The organism is Affinundibacterium fentianense (assembly GCF_018139545.1).
GTDB classification, from domain to species: Bacteria; Pseudomonadota; Gammaproteobacteria; order Burkholderiales; family Burkholderiaceae_D; genus Undibacterium; species Undibacterium fentianense.
The window spans coordinates 298,431-319,593 of sequence record NZ_JAGSPJ010000005.1; the positions used below are offsets into that span (position 1 = coordinate 298,431).

The window sequence follows — 21,163 nt, forward strand, 5'->3', positions numbered from 1 at the left end:
TTTACGTCAGGGCTATCGTGCCATTCACCGCATTCTTGTTGGTTATCCTCGCTGGTCTTATTCATGCGCTTTGGAATATTGCTGCTAAAAAAGCTGGCGGAGACGTACGCTTTGCCGGATTTTCGGCGCTGCTAATGGCAGTGGTATGGGCGCCTGTTGGTTTGTACGTCGGTTGGGATGTTGTGCCATCTTGGGGCTGGAAAGAATGGACCTTTATTTGTGCGAGCGGGGTGCTGCATGTTTTGTATTTCATTACCCTATTGCGTGGATACCGCAAGGCGGATTTGACGGTAGTTTATCCCTTGGCGCGCGGTTCTGGTCCTTTGATTTCGTCAGGCATTGCTATCGTCTTTTTGGGTGAACGACTAAGTGTGATTGGTGGCGTTGGTGTGTTAGCAGTCGTCGGCGGCGTCTTTCTGATTGCAGGTGGTCCACGTTTGCTCTTGGCGCTACGCCAAGCAGGAGCGGGGTCGGTCGATCAGCACAACGCCCAGTTGCGGATTCGGAAGGGCATTTTTTATGGGATGTTCACTGGACTTTTCATCGCGGCTTACACAGTTTTGGATGGCTATGCCGTTAAAATTTTGATGTTGTCACCAATTTTGGTTGACTATTTTGGTAACTTTGCCCGTGTAGCCTTGTTGGTTCCAGCTTTACTGAGGGATCGACAGGCCACGCGTGATTCGTGGCGTAAAGAATGGAAATATGCATTGGTCGTAGCAACGATCAGCCCTATTTCTTATGTTTTAGTTTTGTACGCGATGCAGGCGGCGCCGCTGAGTCATGTCGCCCCAGCACGTGAAGTGTCAATGTTGTTTGCCGCTCTAATTGGCGGTCATTTACTGGATGAAGGCGATCGCATCCAACGCATAATAGGCGCGATCTGTATCGCAATCGGTGTGATTGCGCTGGGAAATTTCTAATTTCGACTTTTTGCTTTTGCGATGATGCACGATTTGAATCATACATTGCATGAAGTGATGTAAATGCAACGAATGAATTAGTGGCGAGCATAAACGGCCGTTCGACAAAGCAAACCCAAGAATGGCAAAAGCACGGGATGCAAAAGCTTGGTGGAGTCGAGGACAGTTTCCTACAATCGATAGAAAATGCAGTGAAGAAGCACTGCACTTCAATCAGGAAGAGCCAAAGATATTTACACTCATCTTGCGAACATGTTGTGACAGCTCAATGCGGGAACTTTTCCCAATTTTTGTCGAGCTTGGGTTTGAATAATTGTTCATCGACTCGGTTGGGAGGAATTCTCGCGTCGCCCCTAGGTAGGCCACTGTCTTCAGAGGTCGCTTTGAAACGCTTGTCAATTTCTGCCAAGCTCCCTTTTTTGGGTTTCGCGTTTTCGAGTTCTGACTGGTGTTGCGACCACCAATAGGCTGCCAACCCGATCATCGCTGTGACGATCAATGCGATCGTCCCAGTGTTGATGCCGGATTTTTTCTGATTCACCGATTCGAGATAGAGTTCGAAATCATCTTTGCTATCTATCCGGCTTAAGGCTTGTCCCTCGTTTATGCTTAAGTTTTCAGTATGATTTGACGTGAGCGAGGAACCAGTTTGGTCAGTTTCAATTGCCAAGCTGAGTTGTGGGTTTTGCAAGGATCGAAGTTCGAGTTCGCGTTGATCGGCTGCACGGCTCAGTTCCTCAGCTTGTTGAGTCAATTCTAAGGTTTCTTTCTCTGCTCGCTGACGCGCAAGTTCTGCCTCAATCGCCTGTTCATGTAGGCTCAATCTGGCTTGTTCTGCTGCAATTGAGTTCGCGATGATTTCTGCTCGCTCAAGTGCGAGTCGCTGAGCTTCTTGTTCCCGCAATACGCGTTGTTGTGCAATCAGCATCGACGCTTTTTCTGCATTCAAGCTATTTTTTGCTTTTGCAATCAAGTCCAACTCTTGTGCGATTTGCTGATGTGCTTGTGCAAGCAAGAGTCTTTCTTGTCCTGCTTGTTCCGTAATCTCTTCAACTTTGCCATCCAAGTGTTTCACCTGTTCTTCGAGGGTCAGTCGCTGTTGTTGGAGGTTGTTGGCTTGTTGTTCTTGCTGCTGCCTATCTTCTTGTAAAGCAGAAAGTTGACGCGCTGCTTGTTCTTTGCGCTGAATCGTTTGATCATATAAAGCTTGGAGTGTTTGTAATTCTTGGAGCTGTACAGCAACTTGATTTTCCGATTGTAACCGAGCTTGTAATAATTGTTCCGCTTCTGCTTCCATTGCCAATTGGGATTGGCTACTGTGCACTAACTCAGCCTCTGTCAGAATTCGTTGTTCGACTAAGCGTTGCGCATCGAATTCCGCCTGTTGACGTTCTTGCGCTTTTTGCTGTGCTTGAATGGATATTGCGATGCGTTCGCGCGCGATCGCTTCTGCTTCAATTTCTGCTTTTGCGAGGCTTTGTGCCGCTTCTAATAAAGCTGATTCATGGGATAGTCTCTGTTGCTCGCTTTGCGCCGCGAGGCGATCATTCTCGATTCGTTGTTGGACCACGCGCTCAGCATCACGTTCTGCTTGTAAGCGCGCTTGTGCCGTGCGTTCTGCCTCTTGTGCGGCGGCAATTTGCGCAGCAGATGCCTGCTCCGCTCGTTGTTCCGCGCGCAGTCTTGCTTCAACTTGGGTGAGTAAATCTGCTTCCGCGAGTTGCTTGCGTTGACTGACAAGGAGCGCTTCATTTTCAGCTAGAACACGTTCTTCAGCTTTTTGGGTCAATAGTCGTTCTAATTCTGTCTTTTCTTTCGCCGCTTGTTCCGCTTCATCCTCAGCAATGGATAAGGCGACCGCCGTCTCCATCAACTCCTTCTCGGCTTGAATCTTTTCTTCGATCAGTGTGGCTAGCTCAATTTGCGCGGCGGCGCGCTCTTGCGCTTTTTGTTCTGCGAGACGGCTTACGAGTAGACGTTCTGTACTTTTGAGCTTGGCTTCTTTTTCAAACGCCAATTTGAGTTTGCTTGCCTTTAGCAATTCATTTTCAGCATCAATTTTCTTGTTGTTCAGTTCAATTTGCTGAACATCAATCTGCTCCTGTTCTTGAATCGCGATAATGGCTGCTTGTTCTTCTCGCAGACGCTCTTCTGCTAAGCGTATTGCCTCTTCCTCTGCCTGCAGACGCTTTTGGGTGTTGTTTTCATTTTCTCGTTGTGCAGCGTGCTTCTGTTGTTGCACTTGACTTAACTCTTGTTCCGTCGTAAGGCGCTGCTGCGCTAATTCTGCAGCTTGCCGTTCCGCCTCCATAAGATTTTTCTGTGACTCCAAAAGCGCTTGTTCAGTCAGAATCGTTTGTTCAGCGAGAGCTTTAGCTTGCTGTTCGAATTGGATTCTTTCATTCGTCAGTCGCTCTGCTTCTTGGGATGCCTTTAGTTTTTCTTCGCTTCCAGATAAAGCAATGGCTTGCTCGTGCGCTTGTTGCTGAGCAATGGCGAGTAACTGCTGCTCGTATTCTATTTTCGATTTGGCCGCTTGCTCTGCTTCTTGTTCCACTGCAACACGTTGCGCATGCAGTTGGATTGCTTGTTGTTCACTCTCTAGCCTTTGTTGCGCCAGCTTTTCAGCTTGTTTCTCTGCGATCAGACGTGTGCGAACTTTGACTAATAATTCTTGTTCAAAATTGGTGCGACTATTCGCGTCGATTAACATGTCGCGTTCAACTTTGGCGCGTGCATACGCGGCCTGCTGCAAATTCCACTCTCTGTCGATTTGGTCCAAAATACTTTCAGAGGCTTTGTCATTTTGAAAGCTAGCCACAAATTGGCTATGAGTTTCGAGCGTCGGGCTATCAGGCGTTTCAGTGCTTTGCTCGTCACTGCCTTTACCTAGAATGGATTGCTTAAAATGTTTAAACATGAATAGACCTAGATCAGAATAAATTGCTCGAGTTGCAGCAAGTCAGCTTTGTTCATTGCTCGTCGGAGTTTGGGCGCGAGGCCTTGGATGAACTGCAGACAGATAAGCCGTTCATTTTACCGAAAAACCCCCGAAATTCCTTGCAAGCAATGCCGCCTTTCGGTTGAAAAACGATTAAAACCACACTTTCTATTCAGACGAAAGTCGAATTGAAACTATCTGGCTTGAAAATTGCGCCAAAATTGATCGTTAGCTTGCGATCTTGCCGAAAGCCCTTCCCTTAAGAAATGAACCCCGAAGAACGTCAAAAGGGGGCGATACCGCGCATGAATCGCGAATAAAATTAACCTAGCGGGTTGTCAAACGAAGCATAGAGGCAATCAAGTAGTTGGGTGATTTTTTGTAAATTCTACAAATCTCCTCGGTTTAATTGTGACTGATCGCAGTAATGGGGGATAAGTTTGCTTAGAGTTCGGCAAGAATGGGTTGCAGTGCTCATTGTCGAATCAATAAAAATGAGTTTGAGTGGAACTTTCCTTTCAAACTGCAATCTAACGCGTGGGAAATATTTTCGGAATCAAGATCAAACCCCCGCTTTCTTCCACTTCTTGGAGTTTAATAATGCGTTTGCCGGTTTCAATAGCGCTCATTTGCATGAGCATGTCTGCCTTTGCGGGCGGTCAATCAGACGATAAATTTCGTCAAATAGAAGATTTATTACCAACGCCAACTTCGGTTCGAGCCGCTTCTGGTGCGCCAGGGCATGCGTACTGGCAGCAACGCGCTGATTATGTGATACGTGCGAGTCTCGATGAATCCAAGCGTGCCATTACTGGCGCAGAAACGATCACTTATCATAATAATTCGCCTGATACTTTGAACTATTTATGGGTACAGTTGGATCAGAATATTTTCCGTCCTGATTCTGACGCGAATACGACACGCACATTACCTTCGCGAGATGCTTGGAAGAACCCGAATTCAGTGAGTTTTCAGGCGATGGCTGTCATGAATGAACGTGACACATTTGACGGTGGTTTTAAGATTACAAGTGTGAAGGGCGCGGATGGTCAAACGCTGAAGCATGTGATTAATCGAACCATGATGCGGATCGATCTACCACATAGCCTCAAACCAGGCGCAAAATTTGTTTTTAGTATCGATTGGAATTACAACATCGGTAACGGGAAATTGCTCGGCGGCCGTGATGGTTTCGAGCATTTTAAAGAAGATAAAAACGACATCTTCGAAATCGCTCAATGGTTTCCACGCATGGCGGCTTACTACGATGTCTATGGCTGGCAACATAAACAATTTTTAGGATCTGGCGAATTTACCCTAGAATTTGGCGATTATGACGTGCAATTGACGGTGCCAAGTGACCATGTGGTATCCGCCACTGGTGAGTTGAGCAATGCAGAAAAAATCTTAACTGCAACGCAGCTCGATCGTTTGAAACAAGCTCGTACAGCCAAAACGCCGGTCGTGATCGTGACGCAAAAAGAGGCGGAAGAAGCCGAAAAGTCACGTGCGACCAGCACCAAAACTTGGCATTTTAAGGCAAAGAATGTACGTGACTTTGCATGGGCTTCCTCACGTAAATACATCTGGGATGCACAAGGCTACAAAGCAGGCACCAGTACTGGTTTAGCGATGTCCTTCTACCCAAAAGAAGCGAATCCATTGTGGGGTCAATATTCCACGCAAGCGATTATTCATACGATCGAACAATACAATAAGTTCTCACTTGATTATCCCTATCCAATCGCGCAATCGGTTAACGGTCCACAAGGCGGTATGGAATATCCTATGTTGTCTTTCAACGGCGGTCGTCCGACTAAAGACAAAAAGACAGGTGAATCCACTTATTCCAAGCGTACCAAGTACGGTTTGATTAGCGTGATCATTCACGAAGTCGGTCACAATTATTTCCCGATGATCGTCAACTCTGACGAGCGTCAGTGGACGTGGATGGATGAGGGCTTGAATTCATTCGTGCAAAGCTTGGCTGAACAAGCGTGGGAAGAAAATTATCCAGGAACTCGCGGTGAGCCACGTGGTATTGTGGATTATATGAAGAGTCAAAATCAAGTGCCGATTATGACGAATTCTGAATCGATCTTACAGTTTGGACCAAATGCTTATGCGAAACCAGCCGCTGGTTTGCACATTTTGCGCGAAACAATTTTAGGCCGTGAATTGTTTGATTTCGCGTTTAAAGAATACGCACAACGTTGGAAGTTTAAGCGTCCAACACCAGCGGATTTCTTCCGAACAATGGAGGATGCGTCTGGTACAGATTTAGATTGGTTCTGGCGTGGCTGGTTCTACACAACCGATCCTGTGGACATCAGCATTGACGGTATCGTCGAGTACACCATGTCGACTAAAGATCCTGAAATTGAAAAAGCATGGCGTCGTGCGCAATTCAATGCTGCACCTGTGTCGACTGCGAATCAAACCGATAAAGGTAAATTAGATCGCCGTATCGATTCTCATCCGGAACTCAAGGATTTCTATAATCAGTATGACGACTTTACGGTCACAAACAAAGATCGTAATAACTACAGCGATTTGATGAAAACATTGGATGAAGATGAAAAAGCGATGCTGAAGTCTGGCAAGCATTTCTATTTGGTCGACTTTTCGAATGTCGGTGGTTTGGTGATGCCTTTGATTCTGGAAATTCAATTGCAAAGCGGGAAGAAAGTGATTCAACGTATTCCAGCTGAGATCTGGCGTTATAACTCGAAAAAATTTACCAAGTTGATCGTCACTGACGAGCCTATGGTGAGTTTGACCCAAGATCCTTATTTGGAAACTGCCGACATCGATACAAACAATAACTCGTGGCCGCGTAAGATCACGCAATCGCGTTTGGAACTGTTCAAAATGAACTTCCCACAAGGCGATATGATGATTGATTTCAACACGCCATTGAAAACAGACAAAGCTGAAGCGAAAGCAGATGGTAAATCCGATGCGAAAACCGAAGCCAAGGATGCAGTGGCAACACCAGCTGCGAAGCTCGATCCGAATGCACCCGTGCAGGCAGCTGATAAGGCCGCAGCTAAGGTCGCGACTAAGGCAGCAACTAAGGCAGCAACTAAGCCGGTAACTAAACCTGCAGCCAAAGAAGTAAAATAATAGAAGTTTTTGTTGGAATTGAGATGAGCATGCCGAATAGCTTAAGATTGTTTAAGATTTCTCTGTTAAGCGCACTGATTGCGATCAGTGCTATGGCATATGCTCATCGTTTTCATGCAGCGATTACTGATATTAGCTTGAACTCGAATACAGGAAATACGGAAATTATCCATACCTTGATGGCACATGATATTGAGGCGATCTTAGAAAATCTGTACCAGCGTCAATTTGATCTGAGTGATCCCGATGATGTGCAGGTGTTTAGAAAGTATTTTGAGAAGCAATTTGTCATTAGTGATGTCAATGGTGTTTTACCAGTGAAGTGGGTAGGCTTAAAAGTGGATCCCAATAGCGTGATCGTTTTTCAGGAAATCGAAAAGCGAACTTTGCCAACACAGGTCAAAATTCGTCAGGCCGTGTTGACGGATTTTTTGAGCGATCAAGTCAATACACTTAATCTTAATAGAGATGGTAATGTGCAGACTTTGACTTTCACGCGAAGTCAACGCGAGATTGCTTTTCCTTGACGTAGAATGCATTTGTCTTGGTTTAAATTTGAATAAAATCCGCCTTGTATTGAATATGAGGAAAAGAATAGGAGCGCCTTGCGGCGCTCTTTTTTTGTGAATTGTGTTGAGCATTTTATCTTTATGAAACCACGTTTATTAGTTTCTCTCGTTTCAGTATTATTCGTACAAACTAGTTTTGCTGACGATTCCGTTTTACATCGTGTCGCAATTGATGGTTCCAAGGCTAGTCAACTTGGATTGCTAGATGCCGCAAACGCTGGTGTGGTTGGTCAAAGAAAATTAGAATCGATGACGACCTATCGTCCTGGCGAACTGTTAGAAGCCATTCCAGGATTAATCGTTAGCCAACATAGCGGCGAGGGAAAGGCAAATCAATTTTATTTAAGAGGCTTTAATCTTGACCACGGGACAGATTTACGAACGAGCTTAGATGACATGCCCGTGAATCAGCGTAGTCATGCACATGGACAAGGTTGGACAGATTTGAACTTTTTAATTCCTGAGCTCACAGCTCGGATGGAATACAAAAAAGGGCCGTATTCCGCAAGTACGGGCGATTTCTCGGCGGCTGGCAGTGCTGCGATGATTTATGCGAATCGTTTAGCGCAAAGTATTGCCAGTTTGAGTCTTGGACAAAATGGCTATCGACGCGCATTGTTAGCTGGATCACCTGAATTTTTGGATGGTAACTTGTTGTACGCTGTCGAGACGACGACGAACGATGGGCCGTTCATACATCCGGACCAATTTCGAAAATTGAATGCAGTGTTGCGCTATGCAGAAGGATTCGCGAATAATGGATTTAATCTGAGTGCGATGCTATATCGCGGTAAATGGAATTCGACAGATCAAATTCCACTCCGTGCAGTCGAACTCGGTCAATTGGATCGTTTCGACACCATCGATCGCAGTGATGGGGGGGAGTCGCACCGATATAGTGTTTCGGGTAGCTGGCGTCGCACAAATAATGATGATGCAAGTCGACTTAGTGCTTACGTGATTCAAAGTGGCTTAGATTTGTACTCGAATTTCACATACTTTATGGATGATCCTGTGAATGGCGATCAATTTAGTCAGCCCGACAGGCGAGTGACCAGTGGATTCAATGCGAGCCATACTTGGCATTCGCATTTGAATGGTAAAAATACGGATGTCACAATTGGCACACAACTGCAAAACGATAATATTTTTAACGGCTTGCATAAAACAAAAGCGCGACGACAATTATCTACCGTGAGAGAGGATCACATCGTCGAAACAAGTGGTGGTTTTTACCTCGACGTGAGTACAAGATGGACTGATTTTTTCCGCACAAATTTGGGTTTGCGACATGATCAATATCAGTTTCAAGTCGATGGCGATCGTACAGAAAATTCAGGTAAAGCGAGTGACCATATCACTAGCCCGACAGCGAGTTTCATTTTTGGACCATGGAATAAAACAGAATTCTATTTTAATGTTGGAAATGGCTTTCATAGCAATGATGCGCGGGCGACGTTGACGACACTAGATCCACAAACTTTAGAGGCGACCGGGCGTTCTCCTGGTTTAGTTCGCGCGCAGGGGCGTGAACTCGGCCTACGCACCGAGTTCTTACCGCGACTACAAAGTACGTTCTCTGTATATCAATTGAATTTTGATTCTGAACTCAGTTTTGTTGGCGATGCAGGAACCACTGAAGCGGGGCGCCCGAGCCGTCGTGTAGGTATCGAGACTTCGCATTCCTATCAGGCTGCAGATTGGTTTTCGATCGATTTTGATGCGGCTTACGCGAAAGCGCGTTCGCGTGGGGGTGACTCTGCTGGAAATTTTGTTGTGGGTGCGGTGGAAGGCGTTGCGCAACTATCCTTCAACTTTGATAAGCTTGGTCCTTGGTCAGGTGCATTGCGTTGGCGCTACTTTGGACCTCGAGCCTTGCTTGAAGATAATTCGGTACGTTCAAAAGCGAGTAGCACAGTGAATGGCCGAATTGCTTATAAATTCAGTTCGAGTTTGAAATTAGAGGTAGAAGGTTTTAATCTCACCAATCGTCGTGATTCTGCAATTGATTACTTCTATGCGTCGCAATTGAAAGGTGAAGCGAGTCCCCAAGAAGATATCCATTTCCATCCCTTAGAATCCCGTTCATTTCGCGTCATGTTGGTAAAGACATTTTGATGTTGATTCTTGATTTTTTTGATGATTAAAAAGAAGGCCAGCGAGTCAATGACTTGGCTGGCCTTTCCTTTTAACAGCAGTCATTTACCAAACTTAGATGGTTTCATCCATCGCATGCGTAGTCTGGACAAGACCAAAAACTGACTTTTATTGCACGGTCGCCACCAAGCTAGCGCCATTCACGGCAGAGTACGCCTTGATCAGCAAATAATAGGTTCCCGCTGCTGGCGTCGTATAGGTAATCGTTTCTGTGTTAGTAGAACCATCCGACTTCTTGTCGTAGACTGTCGTCGTGGGTGCGCTGCCGAGTTTTGCGTAAATATCGCCATCACCTGTGCCACCTGTCATTTTGAAGGTCAGCGAGGTTTTACCACTTGGGATCACAATCGTGTAAAGTTTAGTCGTATTCGTCGAGAGAGTGCCCACGCTGACGGCGACACCGCTGGTCAATACATTACTAGGAACGCCAGTTTGATAACTCGCCACTAGCGATGCACCACTCACAGCGGTGGCGGAATTGGCGAGCAAGTAATAAGTGCCAGCTGTTGGTGACGCGATCGTGATGGTCTCGGTGTTCGTCGCGCCATCTGCCTTTTGTAGATACGATGTCGTTGTTGGCAAGCTGCCTAGCTGGGTGTAGATATCAAGATCACCGGTTCCACCTGTTGTTTTGAAAGTTAAATTGCTCGCGCCAGTAGGAACGACGAAACTATAGTTTGCTTGCGCGCCAGCCCCACCATTGACTGCGACAGCGACGTCCTTGCTCAGGGCCGTTGTGCTAGGTGTGGTTGCGGGGCCGTCGCTGCCAAGTTCCACCGCAAATGAAGCTGCGAGCCGACCAAACTTCAATGCGTGATTTGCTTGGCTGCCCATATTCGCATAGGTATCTCCCGTTCCATGAATTTTCGGGTTACTCTCACTCATTGTTGTTTCGAAGGGCATTGACGTTGGATAGCCTTGCGCATGCCAAGAGGCGTGATCAGAGCATCCGTAGCCACAGCTATCATTGCCGACTGTTAAAGTCGGTTGATAGGTACTGATCAGGTTCGCCACGAAAGTGTTTTGTGCGGCATTGGTGTAATCTGTGTAGAGGTAAATGTCTTTCGCTGAACCTTTGTAATTCGTCATATCGAGTTGCATGACACCGACTACCTTCACACCATCGGTTTTATATTTTTTCGCAATTTCTGCCGAGCCTTTGAGACCCACTTCTTCAGCTGCATAAGCAATAAATTTAATGGTTCTGCGAGGTTGATAGTTACTCGCCAACATGACGCGAATTGCTTCCGTTAAGCTTGCGATACCCGAAGCATCGTCGTCCGCACCTGGTGCTTTCGTTGTTTCAGTGGTGCCCGCCGTATTAATTGAATCTTGGTGTCCACCTAGGACCACGACTTCAGACGCATTGTCGGTACCTTGAATGGTTAAAATCACAGACTTTTGAGGGAAGGCCGCATGAGTGAATTGCTCGACCGTGACATTGCTGCGTCCTGCGGCAAGATCGGTCCACTTATTTTTAATCCAGTTTGAGCCGCTTACGCCACCTGAAGTGGTGTAATAGCGATTGACGAAAGCGGATAAATCAACAATCGTTTGACCGATATTGCTTGCCTGCATTTGCGAGAGCAACGGTGTCACTGTAGCTTGGTTGTCGATGGTATAGGAAGGTGCCAAGCCCGCAACAGCGGGTGCGATTCCTCTCGATAAATTGGAGAGCGCTGCGCGTCCGCTTGGTTCATCGTAGTGGTAAATGAAGCCACCGCAGCGCTTTAATTTTTGGTGAATGACGTCTGAGAGGGAATGGATCACGGATTCGTCAATCTGTAGCAGATGTACTTTTTCGGTTCGTGCAAAGCCGGTTGAACCTGAGTTAATTACTTGGCTCTGCTTTACGGTGTATTTATTTGAGATTTGCTTTAGTTCGTTGAAAGCTGCATCACCCACTGTGATCCATACTTTCTTTTCAGCGGCAATGCTTGTGACATTGGCGGACGCACTGAGCACAAGGCCAAGCATTAAACTCGATAGAATTTTGTTTTGCATCTGTCTCTCCCTGACTTCTAGTTTAGATTGGTTATATTGTTATGAATAAAGATGGATTGCCAAACCTCACACGGATTCAGAGTCGTTTTAATTTGCGGTAGATTTGTCAATCAAAGCGAGTAGAGCAGAGAAAAGCATTGACGGAAAGTTATCAGTTGTTTTTTTAACAGCGAACAATCGTGAATTGTTTCGTAGAACGGAAGAAAATTTGGTGAACTGGGAATTCGCCTGTCATTTCAAACAATAATGCGATTTACCTTCGGAATATACGAGATAGTGTATGGTTTTGTAAAAACTATTTGTATTTTAAGTGATATAAATAAATGGCCCGTTCGGAAACTGGTATTGTGTAAAAATCTGAGAATTCGGTGGCCTATGCCGCGAATTCAAATGGGATGATGCTGGGTATGTTAGTTAATAAATAGAAGTGGTATGAGACGCTCATCCGAGAAAATCAGATTGTCGATTCTTAGTAAAGGCGATTGTTGTCGAGGCAGGTTGTAACAGGTTCGTCAAATAAGAATCCATGCATGCTGAGGTTTTCTCGCCTTTATTCGGTATGATTGTGCTTCGACTCCTTATCCCAATTCATTCAAGTATGAGCAAGCAACGTATCGCATTAGTTACTAGTATTGATTTACCTTATTTATTCGGTGGCGAGCAATTATTGCTCCCCGCTTTAGAGACATTAGGCTGTCAAGTTTCGATTGAAATTTGGAATAATGACGCGGTCAATTGGGCCGATTTTGATGCTGTCGTGATTCGATGTCCGTGGGACTATCATGAGAAATTAGCAGCCTTTTTGGATTGGCTGGATCGCCTACGCGTATGTGGTGTGAACGTGATTAATGATCTAGATACCTTGGCTTGGAATCTCGATAAAAAATACCTTTTTAGTTTGGCACAGCAAGGACATGCCGTGATGGCTGGCTTATGCTTGCAAGCTGACGATCAAAGAAGCTTGTCCGATTTAATGTTGGTCTTGGGAAGCAATGAATTGGTGATTAAGCCAGTGCAATCAGCCGGCGCATGGCGCACACTCAGAGTGAATGCACAGAATATTGAGATCGTTAATCAAGAGTTCGATGCTTGGCGACAGGAGCAGGAGTTCCTGGTGCAAGCTTTTATGCCAGAAATCATCAGCGAAGGAGAATGGTCACTTATTTTCATTGACGGTAATTTTAGTCACGCACTGTTGAAGCGAGCGAAGCCCGGCGATTTTCGTGTCCAATCCGATCATGGCGGCACGGTACATGCGGTGGATGTGCCTGACTCTATGCGTTTGCAAGCGCAGGCAATTTTACATAGTCTGCTGCGCATGCCATGTTATGCACGAGTTGATGGTGTTTTGCGTGATGGACAGTTTATTTTAATGGAACTCGAATTGGTCGAACCCGAGTTGTTTTTGGAATTGCATCCGCAAGCGCCATTGCGCTTCGCCCAGGCAATACAGGCTCGGCTTGGATGAACACAGGTCGATCAATAGCTGGGCGAAACGTGATCGTCGGGGGTAAGGTTTAAAGGTAAGGACTTTGTCGACTTAGGCTAGCTAATTTGAGTATGGTGTTCATGTTTCTAGCGGTACCTGATTTTGCCGCAGGAATCACGAGTTTAGATGACGCCATTCCTTCGCCATACAACACATATATGTGCTGAGAACCGAGTGCAATTAGTTCTTCTTGTTGCCCCCTGACTGTACTCAATATGTTTGATTCAGGCTGAGCATCGATGAAAATGCCAACCACGCGATTGTTGGCTTGCTCTTTGTACGGATTGTTTGAAATAAGTTCTTCTATTTCTTCAGGGGTACGAATAAAGACACCAACGGGTTTGCCCACATAATCTTGCAAAGCGAGTTCAAGTTTCTCGCGACATTGTTTTGCCGATAACTTGCTTTGAAAAATCACGTTTCCGCTCGCAATGTAAGTCTTTACATGGGCAAAATCGAGTTCCGAACATAGTCTAGACAAATCCTGCATGGCGAGTTTTCCTGTGCCGCCAACGTTGACGGCACGTAGTAAAGCAATGTAGGTCTGCATGTTTAGAGTAAGTGGGGATTGTCTTTGATTGATTTTCGATCTATGCACTTAAATAGGTGATGATTGCCGCATACAAGGTCAAGGAAATGCTGGCAATAAACAGCAAGGCAACGGTTCTCCATAAGGTCGCGAATCTTCCTAAATCATAAGCGTAGCGTAATTGCTTATACATATGAATCGGAGGTATGAAGGTGAATAAGATCGCAGCGACACCGCCCCATCCGATTTTACTTAAGATAGAAATCGTTGCCATAAGAATGCACATGAACGATAGCGAGTAAAGAGAAAAGACTGCGTGATCAAACATCACCACTTTGCGTTTGAAAGCAAACATTAACCATAAGAACGGTAATGATAATGGCATTAAAAGAAATGCCAAACTTGCTGCATTTTTCTTCATCTTATAAATGGTTAGTTCTCGATTCTGGTCTGCATGTGCGATTGTTTTGCCAATGTAGGGTATAGAGTAGAGCTCGGAAACTTTCGAGTCCGAAGCGTCATCTTGGGGCGAACGATTTGTATCGGCACTCGCTGACTCCTTTGTCGCTACGCCAAGCTCTTTAGCAGCTTTAGTGTCTTCAGCTGAAGCGGCTTGTTTAATGGCTTTCTTTAACTCCGCCTTGGCGAGTTCTTTCTCCGCTTTTGCAAGTTTTTTTGTATAGTATTTGACGTCCATTTCGGCGTAGTGCATCGAATGCTTAATTTCCTCAGTGCGATCTCGATGTCGTTCTGTGGATGCGCTTGGACTTTCATCAGAAGGTGGAGGCGACGTCTTCTCTTTGTTCAGGCGTGCTTTTTCCTCCTTGAGTGCCGCTTCTAGTGTTGCCAATTCTCGGCTCGCGTTATCCAATCCCGCTTGCCAGTCGTCTTTCGTTCTGGGATTTTCATCCAACTGATCGAGCTTTTCTTGAAGGTCACGGATCTCTGTGAAGCTTTCAAGCATATCATCACGTAAATCAAAATCAATTTTATTCGCGTCTACCGCAAGCGCATCGTTTTTCTTTTGCTCTTCATATTTCAGCTTTAACGCATCCAATTCTTTTACGATTTCGGCTCGAGTCTCTGGTGTGTTCATCATAAAATCTTTACTGGAATCATTCACAGTCCAAGAGAAGACATAGAACATCAAGAAAATGAGGAACAAAAATAGTGCGAGCGGTGAGACGTAAGACGTGCGTTTGCCTTGGATATATTCCTTGGTTAATTTACCAGGCTTAAAGATTAAAGCAGGAATCGTGCGCCATGCCTTGGTATCAAAATGAAAGACTCCATGCAGAAGCTCTTCAACCATATGCAAAAGAGATCGGTGAATATGTGCAGATTGGCCACAGCTGTGACAATATGGGCCGGTCAATCCGGTGCCGCAGTTACCACAGTTTTTTCCAGCGAAATCGTGCGAATGGTCCTGGCCTTTTGATATCTCGTCGCTGACCACAATCGCTGCCAAGGTTTCGCCTGCACTTCCAAGTTCTATTCCCATGATTCTCTCACTAAGTAGACGCACTAATTTGACACAATAGTTTGATACGCCAATTTGCTACGCAAAGCTGACCTACTCAGCTTACGCACGGGCATCCTTTGTTTTTTCAACTCGTCGTTGCAGAACAAAAATTGGTTGTGCCCACTCCGTATCTTTTTTCTTCTTGCTGGTAATTAAGGTTAATTCCGAAGGATCATAGACATCGGTATTATGCGTCAACGGCGTGGTCATCAAGTATTGTGCGTCGGTATTCTTGAGGAATTCACCGACTAGCTGAATATTGCGTATGTCGAGATGCGCAAATGGTTCATCAATGAAGACGAATCCTCCCGAGCCATCTTCAGATTTTAATAGTCCAATGAGCAGTATCAGTGACTTCATCACTTGCTGGCCACCTGATGCCTCGCCGTCGTTCATTCCGATTGGCCCTTTGCCATCAAACTTGAATCGGACATGTAAACCCGCTTGCGCAAGCAAGATGTCGTCATTTTCCAATTTGACTGGGTCTGTATGCACTTCAATACCAGCCAATTCACCAAGTTGTTTGATATTTTTGCTGTAGGTTTTGATGGTGTACCGTAAGCGGTCCATGTAGGCGGCACGGGCATTGACAGTTGCTTCCATCGCTCGGTTATTCTGATATCTGCGTTCGTCGGTTTCGGCTTGACGATTTTGTAGCAAATTATTCAGACGCGTGTATTGATCAACGACGGTTGAATCGGTCTCCCAATCCTCGCGTGCGAGATTATTGCTGAGGCTGCGCAGTCGTAACTCGATTTGGTGAACGTTCTCGTGTTCGGCGACCAGTTCTTTTCGATGCGAGCTACGTTTCCAGTTGAGTGGAAGAGTATGCCAAGTTTCTCGCATCTTCCGCAGTGTTTCAAATTGCGCTTTACGTTCTTCTGTATGGCGTTTTTCTGAGCTGCGTTGCTGCGCCTCAGCATCGGCAATAGCTGCCTTTGCCTGCTCCCATTTTAAATGCGCAACTGTGCGTTGTTCTGTCGCGGCCTTAAGTAGTGGAGCAATCTCACCGAGCCGTGTGCCCACTTCGATTCGTTGCTGTTTGAGTGGCTGCGTGTTGCGCGATGCTTCTTCAAACTCAGCATGACGAGCGCTGAGTTCTTTTGCAGCATCGACTCCAGCAAGACGCGCTTTGTAAGACGAAATCTCGCCAGCCAGTTTACTGATTTTGATTGTAAGTTGGTCTTCTTGAGATTGTAGTCGTGGCAGGGCCTTTTGTAAGGCTTCTAAGCGTTGTGTGCGCCCAGCATTTCCAAAACGATAGCGTGAGGCTTCGACGAATAATGAGCGACCGCCCCGGCGTTCAAAATGATAGGCGTCAGGAGTAATCCATTCCTGTGATCGATGCAATTGCATGCCGATATCAATGCTATCGACGGTTTCAATACGTTCGAGCTGTTCAATCAACCATGCTGGCGCCTTCGCGTTGAAGCTGACCACAGACAGCAGACTATCGTTCTTGACAACCGGTGCATGTATTCGATCTGGTACGATGAAATGGCTGTATCGTTGTTTTTCGCCAATTCGATATGCTGCGCTGGCATCACTTGGATTGTCCAGCAAAATAACCGAGGTATAAGCACGCAAGACCCCTTCAACTGCACCTTGCCATTTGGGATTCGTCACCTCGACAATTTCGGGCAACATGCTGTGCGGGATATTGGCATCATTGAGTGCTCGTCGCATCTGACGCACGTTGTCAGGATCAGGAAGACTTGCTTTGCCTTGAAGTGCGGAGATCGTTTCCATGTCAGCGGCGATCCGCTGACTGAGTGCATCACGTTCTTGCTTCTGTTGGGCGAGTTCTTCCTCTTTCTTTTCGAGTTCGTCTGCGACATTGGCGATGTCCGCATCCGCTTCTGCTGCGAGTTTTTGTAATCGCGCTTTTTGTTCCAGTAGGCTCTCTTGAGGCTTCAGTTTTGCATTCACCTGCGCAAGTTTTTCGCGTAAGTTGGACTCTTCTATTTCTAGAGCTGCTTCAGCCTGTTGAGCCTCGCTATGATTTTGTGCTTGTTGCGCTAAAGCTTGCCGACGTTCGGAGAGTGCTGCATCTTGCGCCTTTAAAAAACGCTTACTAGCTCGGAGTGATTGACTGGTGGCAGCAGCACGTTCTAAGTCTTCGTGGTATTGCATGGTCGGCAAAATCTCTTCCTGCAAATCACGCTTCTCTTTATTTAAACTTTCCCACTGATGGTAGTTCGCGACTTTTAAACGCAAACCCTCAAGATTGGTTTTCGCGCCCTCGAGTTCCGTTTCAAAACGTTGCAATTCTGATTCAGTATCACGTTGATGACGCTTCGCATCGTCATAGGCATCGAGAACTTCTTTATCGCCAAAGACTTGGAATACCAAATCGAGAAGCTGTCGCGGTGCGTACTCACAAAGTTTGTCCGTTTCGCCTTGTTCTAAGGCGAGCACTTTTCCCATCGCAGAGGAGAGACCTGCGTGAGACAGACGTTTGCGATACGTTTCAACGCCGAGCCAATCGTTTGCTTCTTGAATTTCTTCGATTTCAATTTTTCCACTACGCATCAGATATTGACGCTTCCAATCCCCACCATTTTTCTCAATCTTACAAAGAAGAGTGACCTCATCTTCATACAAACCCGACATCCGGAAAGGTCGATTGGAAATTTGTGGACCAACAGCACTGTTGTCGACGACAGCGCGTATCCAAGCCGTCTGTTGGCCCGAGTGGCGGGCGTAGTGTTTATAGGAACGACCCATCGAGCACTCGAGGCCAAATAGCGTGCGTAAGGCGTCAAGTAGTGTGGTCTTGCCTGAGCCATTTTGGCCCGCGATGGTAATGATCTTGGCATCCAATGGAATATTTTTAATCCGCTGCCAGTAATCCCAGTGAACCAGTTCTAGTGATTTGATGTGAAACATGATGGCTTATTCTTTTTCGGTGGTGTTATCAGTCGTATTGTCGTGATTCACGATGGACGTTTCTGCTGAGCTCACTTGGGTTCCTTCGCCTTGATCTTGACTCGATTCCTGATTATTTAGACTGGTCTCGGTGTTGTTTGCTGTGGAAAGCAATTCTGTTGTCATCGCTGCAGGCGTGCGTGGCATCGGGATATGGAAAATATCCGACAAAGCACCATTAATAATCCTGTCTTTTAACGCATCGGTGTCCATCAACAAGTCTAGCAGAGGGCCTTCCATGATTAAGTCTGATTTTCGTTCAATGAAACCGAGACGCGCGAGCTGGCCAAGATTCATATCCATCCGCGTTTTTTTACCGAGTTTTTCACCGAAGTCAGCGAGCAAAGTGCGATAGGAAATGCCGATCGACGTCTCCTCTGCGCGCGGTAGTGGTTTTTCCTTACCGAACATATCGTTTTGATCTTCTTGCGCCATTTGATGCGCTTCTTGACGTTCACGTTTCGGCAAGATAATGAGTGACCACAAGACCACTAAGAGTGCAACACCGTCGCGGGCGAGGCCAAAATTATTGTTTTGCCAGGTGTCCTTTGTGCCAAAAACTTTGGACTCGCTATCACGCGTCAGAGCGAGCGTGACATAGTCAGCATAGACGTTGTCAACAAACTTCATCCCGCACGCCTTTAAGCGCGCGTCGACATCAGCGCGAAAATTCTCGTCGGACAATGCGCGCTTCACGAGCTTGTCTTCACGTTTTAGAGTTTGATGCGCAAGCAGGCGTGCGATCAGGATTTGTGCATCTTCTGTCATGGAGTTTCTCTATTCTAAAAAACGGCGACTTGAGCGAAAGCAAACGCCACATGCTCAAGGTGTACGATGAACTTCGTCATCTTTGTTCACTTGCAAATTGTCGATCGGCTGCAAACTAGCGACGGAAATGGCCGCTACATGAGGGTCGTTGACTTTTTGCATCCTATCCTTGGAGCTAAATTCCAAAGGAAGGCGAGCTAAGCTAGCGGTCGCACCTTGCAATGACGCCTCATTTGCGTCACCGATCAAAGGTAATAATGAAGCACGGTAGGACGCAATGGCAAAACTCGCTGGTAATAAAATTTCTTGTAAAGCTTTTGGTTTCTTCGTCTCTGGGTCAATCGATTTTGCATCGATGCCGCTCAGTAAATCTAACCAGGTATCAAGCTCCAACAAGGCCTCGCTATTGTCGTTCGCAATGGAGGGGGCATCTTGCCCTGTTGGTAAGACACCCAGCACGGCTGATCCACGATGGTTGAGTAACTCACTCTCCGCGACATCGATCATTTCTGATGGCGTAATGAAGTGTGGTGTAACCGGATGTGAAAGCGCACCGTCCGCGAGAGACGCGAGATCGTCTCGTTGTAGTAGCCACATCTTTATGTCTGTTGTAGAAAGACCTGATTGACCCAAGTGCACGCGTTGTCGTTCAATTTGATTGAGTGCTCGTGAAAACATGCCTTGCATATTCAGTAGAGCACTTTGTGCACGACCAATTGCTTGTGCAGCACGATGGGTTGCGGAGTCAGCTCGCGCATCATTGGTAATCGCATGAATAATTTGTGAACCTTTTTCCACCCAATCGCACGCCGTGTGCCATTTTTGTTGTGCCGCCCGCAGTTGAAATTCAGACCCTGAGGCAATTGCGTCAGCGAATTCCTCGGTTAACTCGATGAGACGACCCAGTAGGTGGTGCAATTGTTCTACTGAGACCCCTCCCACGGCTTGCGCACCTGCCACCTGTGTGAGCATGTAGCTGACTTCTGATGCATCGTCTTGTTGTTCAACTTGGATGAGGGATTCAATTGCCGCTAGAACATTGCGTGCCATCGGTGCGATTCGATACACCGATTGACTGGGATCCCAAACTAAGAGCCCAGTGCTGCGCAGACGCGTCAATACCGTTTCTAGAGCTTCTGGCTCTAAATACCCTAATTTGGCGTTGATATCTGCGCGACTTAATGCGGGCGAGTCGACATCCGCAGTGAGCTCGCGCAAGACCAGTAAGCGCATCAAGACGCTATTGATGCCGCCGTGGAATAATGCTGTAAATGCTTGCAGCATAGGTTGCGCGCGCCGCAAAGGGGCGAGAGCTACAACGTCATCGGGAGTTAAACTGGATTTGAAGTAAGACTTGAGACTGAGGTCATTTTGATCTGACAAATCGTCTTCAATTCTTGCTATGGATTCTTCGTCGAAATTTTGCATGCCGCATTTTACCTGCTTGGAACCCGCTTTTGTATTGTTAAAATTTTACTTTTTTCGAGGGGGAATCGAATTCCTCGGTTTCGATGAAGATCGGATGCGCTAATGATTATTTCATTTAGAACAAATAGTGTGAGAATAAGGTAATAACAGAGCTTAAAAATAGACTAATTGTCGATAAGTAGGGCATTTTTATCAAATGGAGAAATAGCATGACACAGCAACATGAACAAATTGCGACTCTTGGCGGTGGTTGTTTTTGGTGTACAGAGGCAGTTTTCCAACAAATACGGGGAATAACTTTGGTGGAGTCTGGCTACAGCGGCGGACAAATACATCAACCCACCTACGAACAAATATGTACCGGACGAACTGGCCATGCCGAAGTGGTACGTTTGCGGTTTGATCCGGCTCTAGTTAGTTTTGCTAATATTCTAGAAATATTTTTCACTATTCATGATCCGACTACTTTAAATCGTCAAGGTGCCGATCAAGGTACACAGTATCGTTCTGTCATTTTTTATCACGATGAGACTCAACAGACGATAGCGCGAGAAGTGATGCAAAGGATGGCCAGCCTATGGAACGACCCGATTGTCACGGAACTAAGTCCTGCACCACAGTTTTATCTGGCAGAGGAATATCACCAGAACTATTTTGCACAACATCCTCAGCAAGCTTACTGTTCTTTTGTCGTCGCACCGAAAGTAGCCAAGGTGCGGAAATTGTTTTTGACAAAATTACGTTAAATATCCTTGGGAAGGGACGCTATTTCATTGCAG

At 46.2% G+C, this 21,163-nt stretch carries 13 protein-coding genes; 6 read left to right on the forward strand and 7 right to left on the reverse strand.

The annotated features are described in order from the left end of the window. Window positions 1-17 precede the first annotated feature (17 nt). Window positions 18-923 carry an EamA family transporter gene (locus KDM90_RS13195; protein ID WP_212676078.1) on the forward strand — a complete coding sequence of 302 codons (906 nt, stop codon included), beginning with the start codon at window positions 18-20 and terminating at the stop codon, window positions 921-923. A gap of 265 nt (window positions 924-1,188) precedes the next feature. Here KDM90_RS13195 and KDM90_RS13200 read toward each other — a convergent pair whose 3' ends face one another. Continuing rightward, complete coding sequence (locus KDM90_RS13200) at window positions 1,189-3,843, reverse strand: coiled-coil domain-containing protein (protein WP_212676079.1); 2,655 nt, start codon at window positions 3,841-3,843, stop codon at window positions 1,189-1,191. Between the two features lie 1,272 nt (window positions 3,844-5,115). Between KDM90_RS13200 and KDM90_RS13205 the strand changes: the two genes are divergently transcribed. From KDM90_RS13205 to KDM90_RS13215, 3 genes are all read left to right on the forward strand, one after another. Further along, window positions 5,116-6,990: a M1 family metallopeptidase gene (locus KDM90_RS13205; RefSeq protein ID WP_438947439.1), complete on the forward strand. Its 1,875-nt coding sequence runs from the start codon at window positions 5,116-5,118 to the stop codon at window positions 6,988-6,990. A gap of 23 nt (window positions 6,991-7,013) precedes the next feature. Further along, a complete protein-coding gene (locus tag KDM90_RS13210; RefSeq protein WP_230409791.1) occupies window positions 7,014-7,517 on the forward strand; it encodes a DUF6702 family protein in 504 nt (167 codons plus the stop codon). A 123-nt stretch (window positions 7,518-7,640) separates the two neighbouring features. Next, window positions 7,641-9,677: a TonB-dependent receptor gene (locus tag KDM90_RS13215; RefSeq protein WP_212676080.1), complete on the forward strand. Its 2,037-nt coding sequence runs from the start codon at window positions 7,641-7,643 to the stop codon at window positions 9,675-9,677. Between the two features lie 147 nt (window positions 9,678-9,824). On the opposite strand, the gene KDM90_RS13220 is transcribed toward KDM90_RS13215, so the two are convergent. Further along, window positions 9,825-11,720 (reverse strand): M20/M25/M40 family metallo-hydrolase, encoded by a 1,896-nt coding sequence (locus tag KDM90_RS13220; RefSeq protein WP_212676081.1) that lies wholly within the window; start codon window positions 11,718-11,720, stop codon window positions 9,825-9,827. Between the two features lie 598 nt (window positions 11,721-12,318). Here KDM90_RS13220 and KDM90_RS13225 point away from each other — a divergent pair. Beyond that, window positions 12,319-13,188, forward strand: coding sequence for an ATP-grasp domain-containing protein (locus KDM90_RS13225; RefSeq protein WP_212676082.1), 870 nt, complete (start codon window positions 12,319-12,321; stop codon window positions 13,186-13,188). Between the two features lie 49 nt (window positions 13,189-13,237). On the opposite strand, the gene KDM90_RS13230 is transcribed toward KDM90_RS13225, so the two are convergent. The 5 genes from KDM90_RS13230 to KDM90_RS13250 form a co-directional block, all read right to left on the reverse strand. Then, complete coding sequence (locus KDM90_RS13230; RefSeq protein WP_212676083.1) at window positions 13,238-13,759, reverse strand: DUF1697 domain-containing protein; 522 nt, start codon at window positions 13,757-13,759, stop codon at window positions 13,238-13,240. 40 nt (window positions 13,760-13,799) lie between these two features. Further along, a complete protein-coding gene (locus tag KDM90_RS13235) occupies window positions 13,800-15,239 on the reverse strand; it encodes a DUF3667 domain-containing protein (protein ID WP_212676084.1) in 1,440 nt (479 codons plus the stop codon). A gap of 81 nt (window positions 15,240-15,320) precedes the next feature. After that, on the reverse strand, window positions 15,321-18,149 hold the full coding sequence (locus KDM90_RS13240) for an ATP-binding protein (RefSeq protein WP_212676085.1): 2,829 nt from the start codon (window positions 18,147-18,149) through the stop codon (window positions 15,321-15,323). Between the two features lie 6 nt (window positions 18,150-18,155). After that, on the reverse strand, window positions 18,156-18,956 hold the full coding sequence (locus KDM90_RS13245) for a hypothetical protein (protein ID WP_230409792.1): 801 nt from the start codon (window positions 18,954-18,956) through the stop codon (window positions 18,156-18,158). Window positions 18,957-19,010: 54 nt separating this feature from the next. Next, the gene (locus KDM90_RS13250; RefSeq protein WP_230409793.1) at window positions 19,011-20,384 is read right to left on the reverse strand and encodes a hypothetical protein; all 1,374 of its coding nucleotides are present in this window, start codon (window positions 20,382-20,384) and stop codon (window positions 19,011-19,013) included. 209 nt (window positions 20,385-20,593) lie between these two features. Between KDM90_RS13250 and msrA the strand changes: the two genes are divergently transcribed. Further along, entirely contained in the window at window positions 20,594-21,130 is a 537-nt protein-coding gene (msrA, locus tag KDM90_RS13255; protein ID WP_212676086.1) for a peptide-methionine (S)-S-oxide reductase MsrA, read from the forward strand. The last annotated feature ends 33 nt before the right edge of the window (window positions 21,131-21,163 follow it).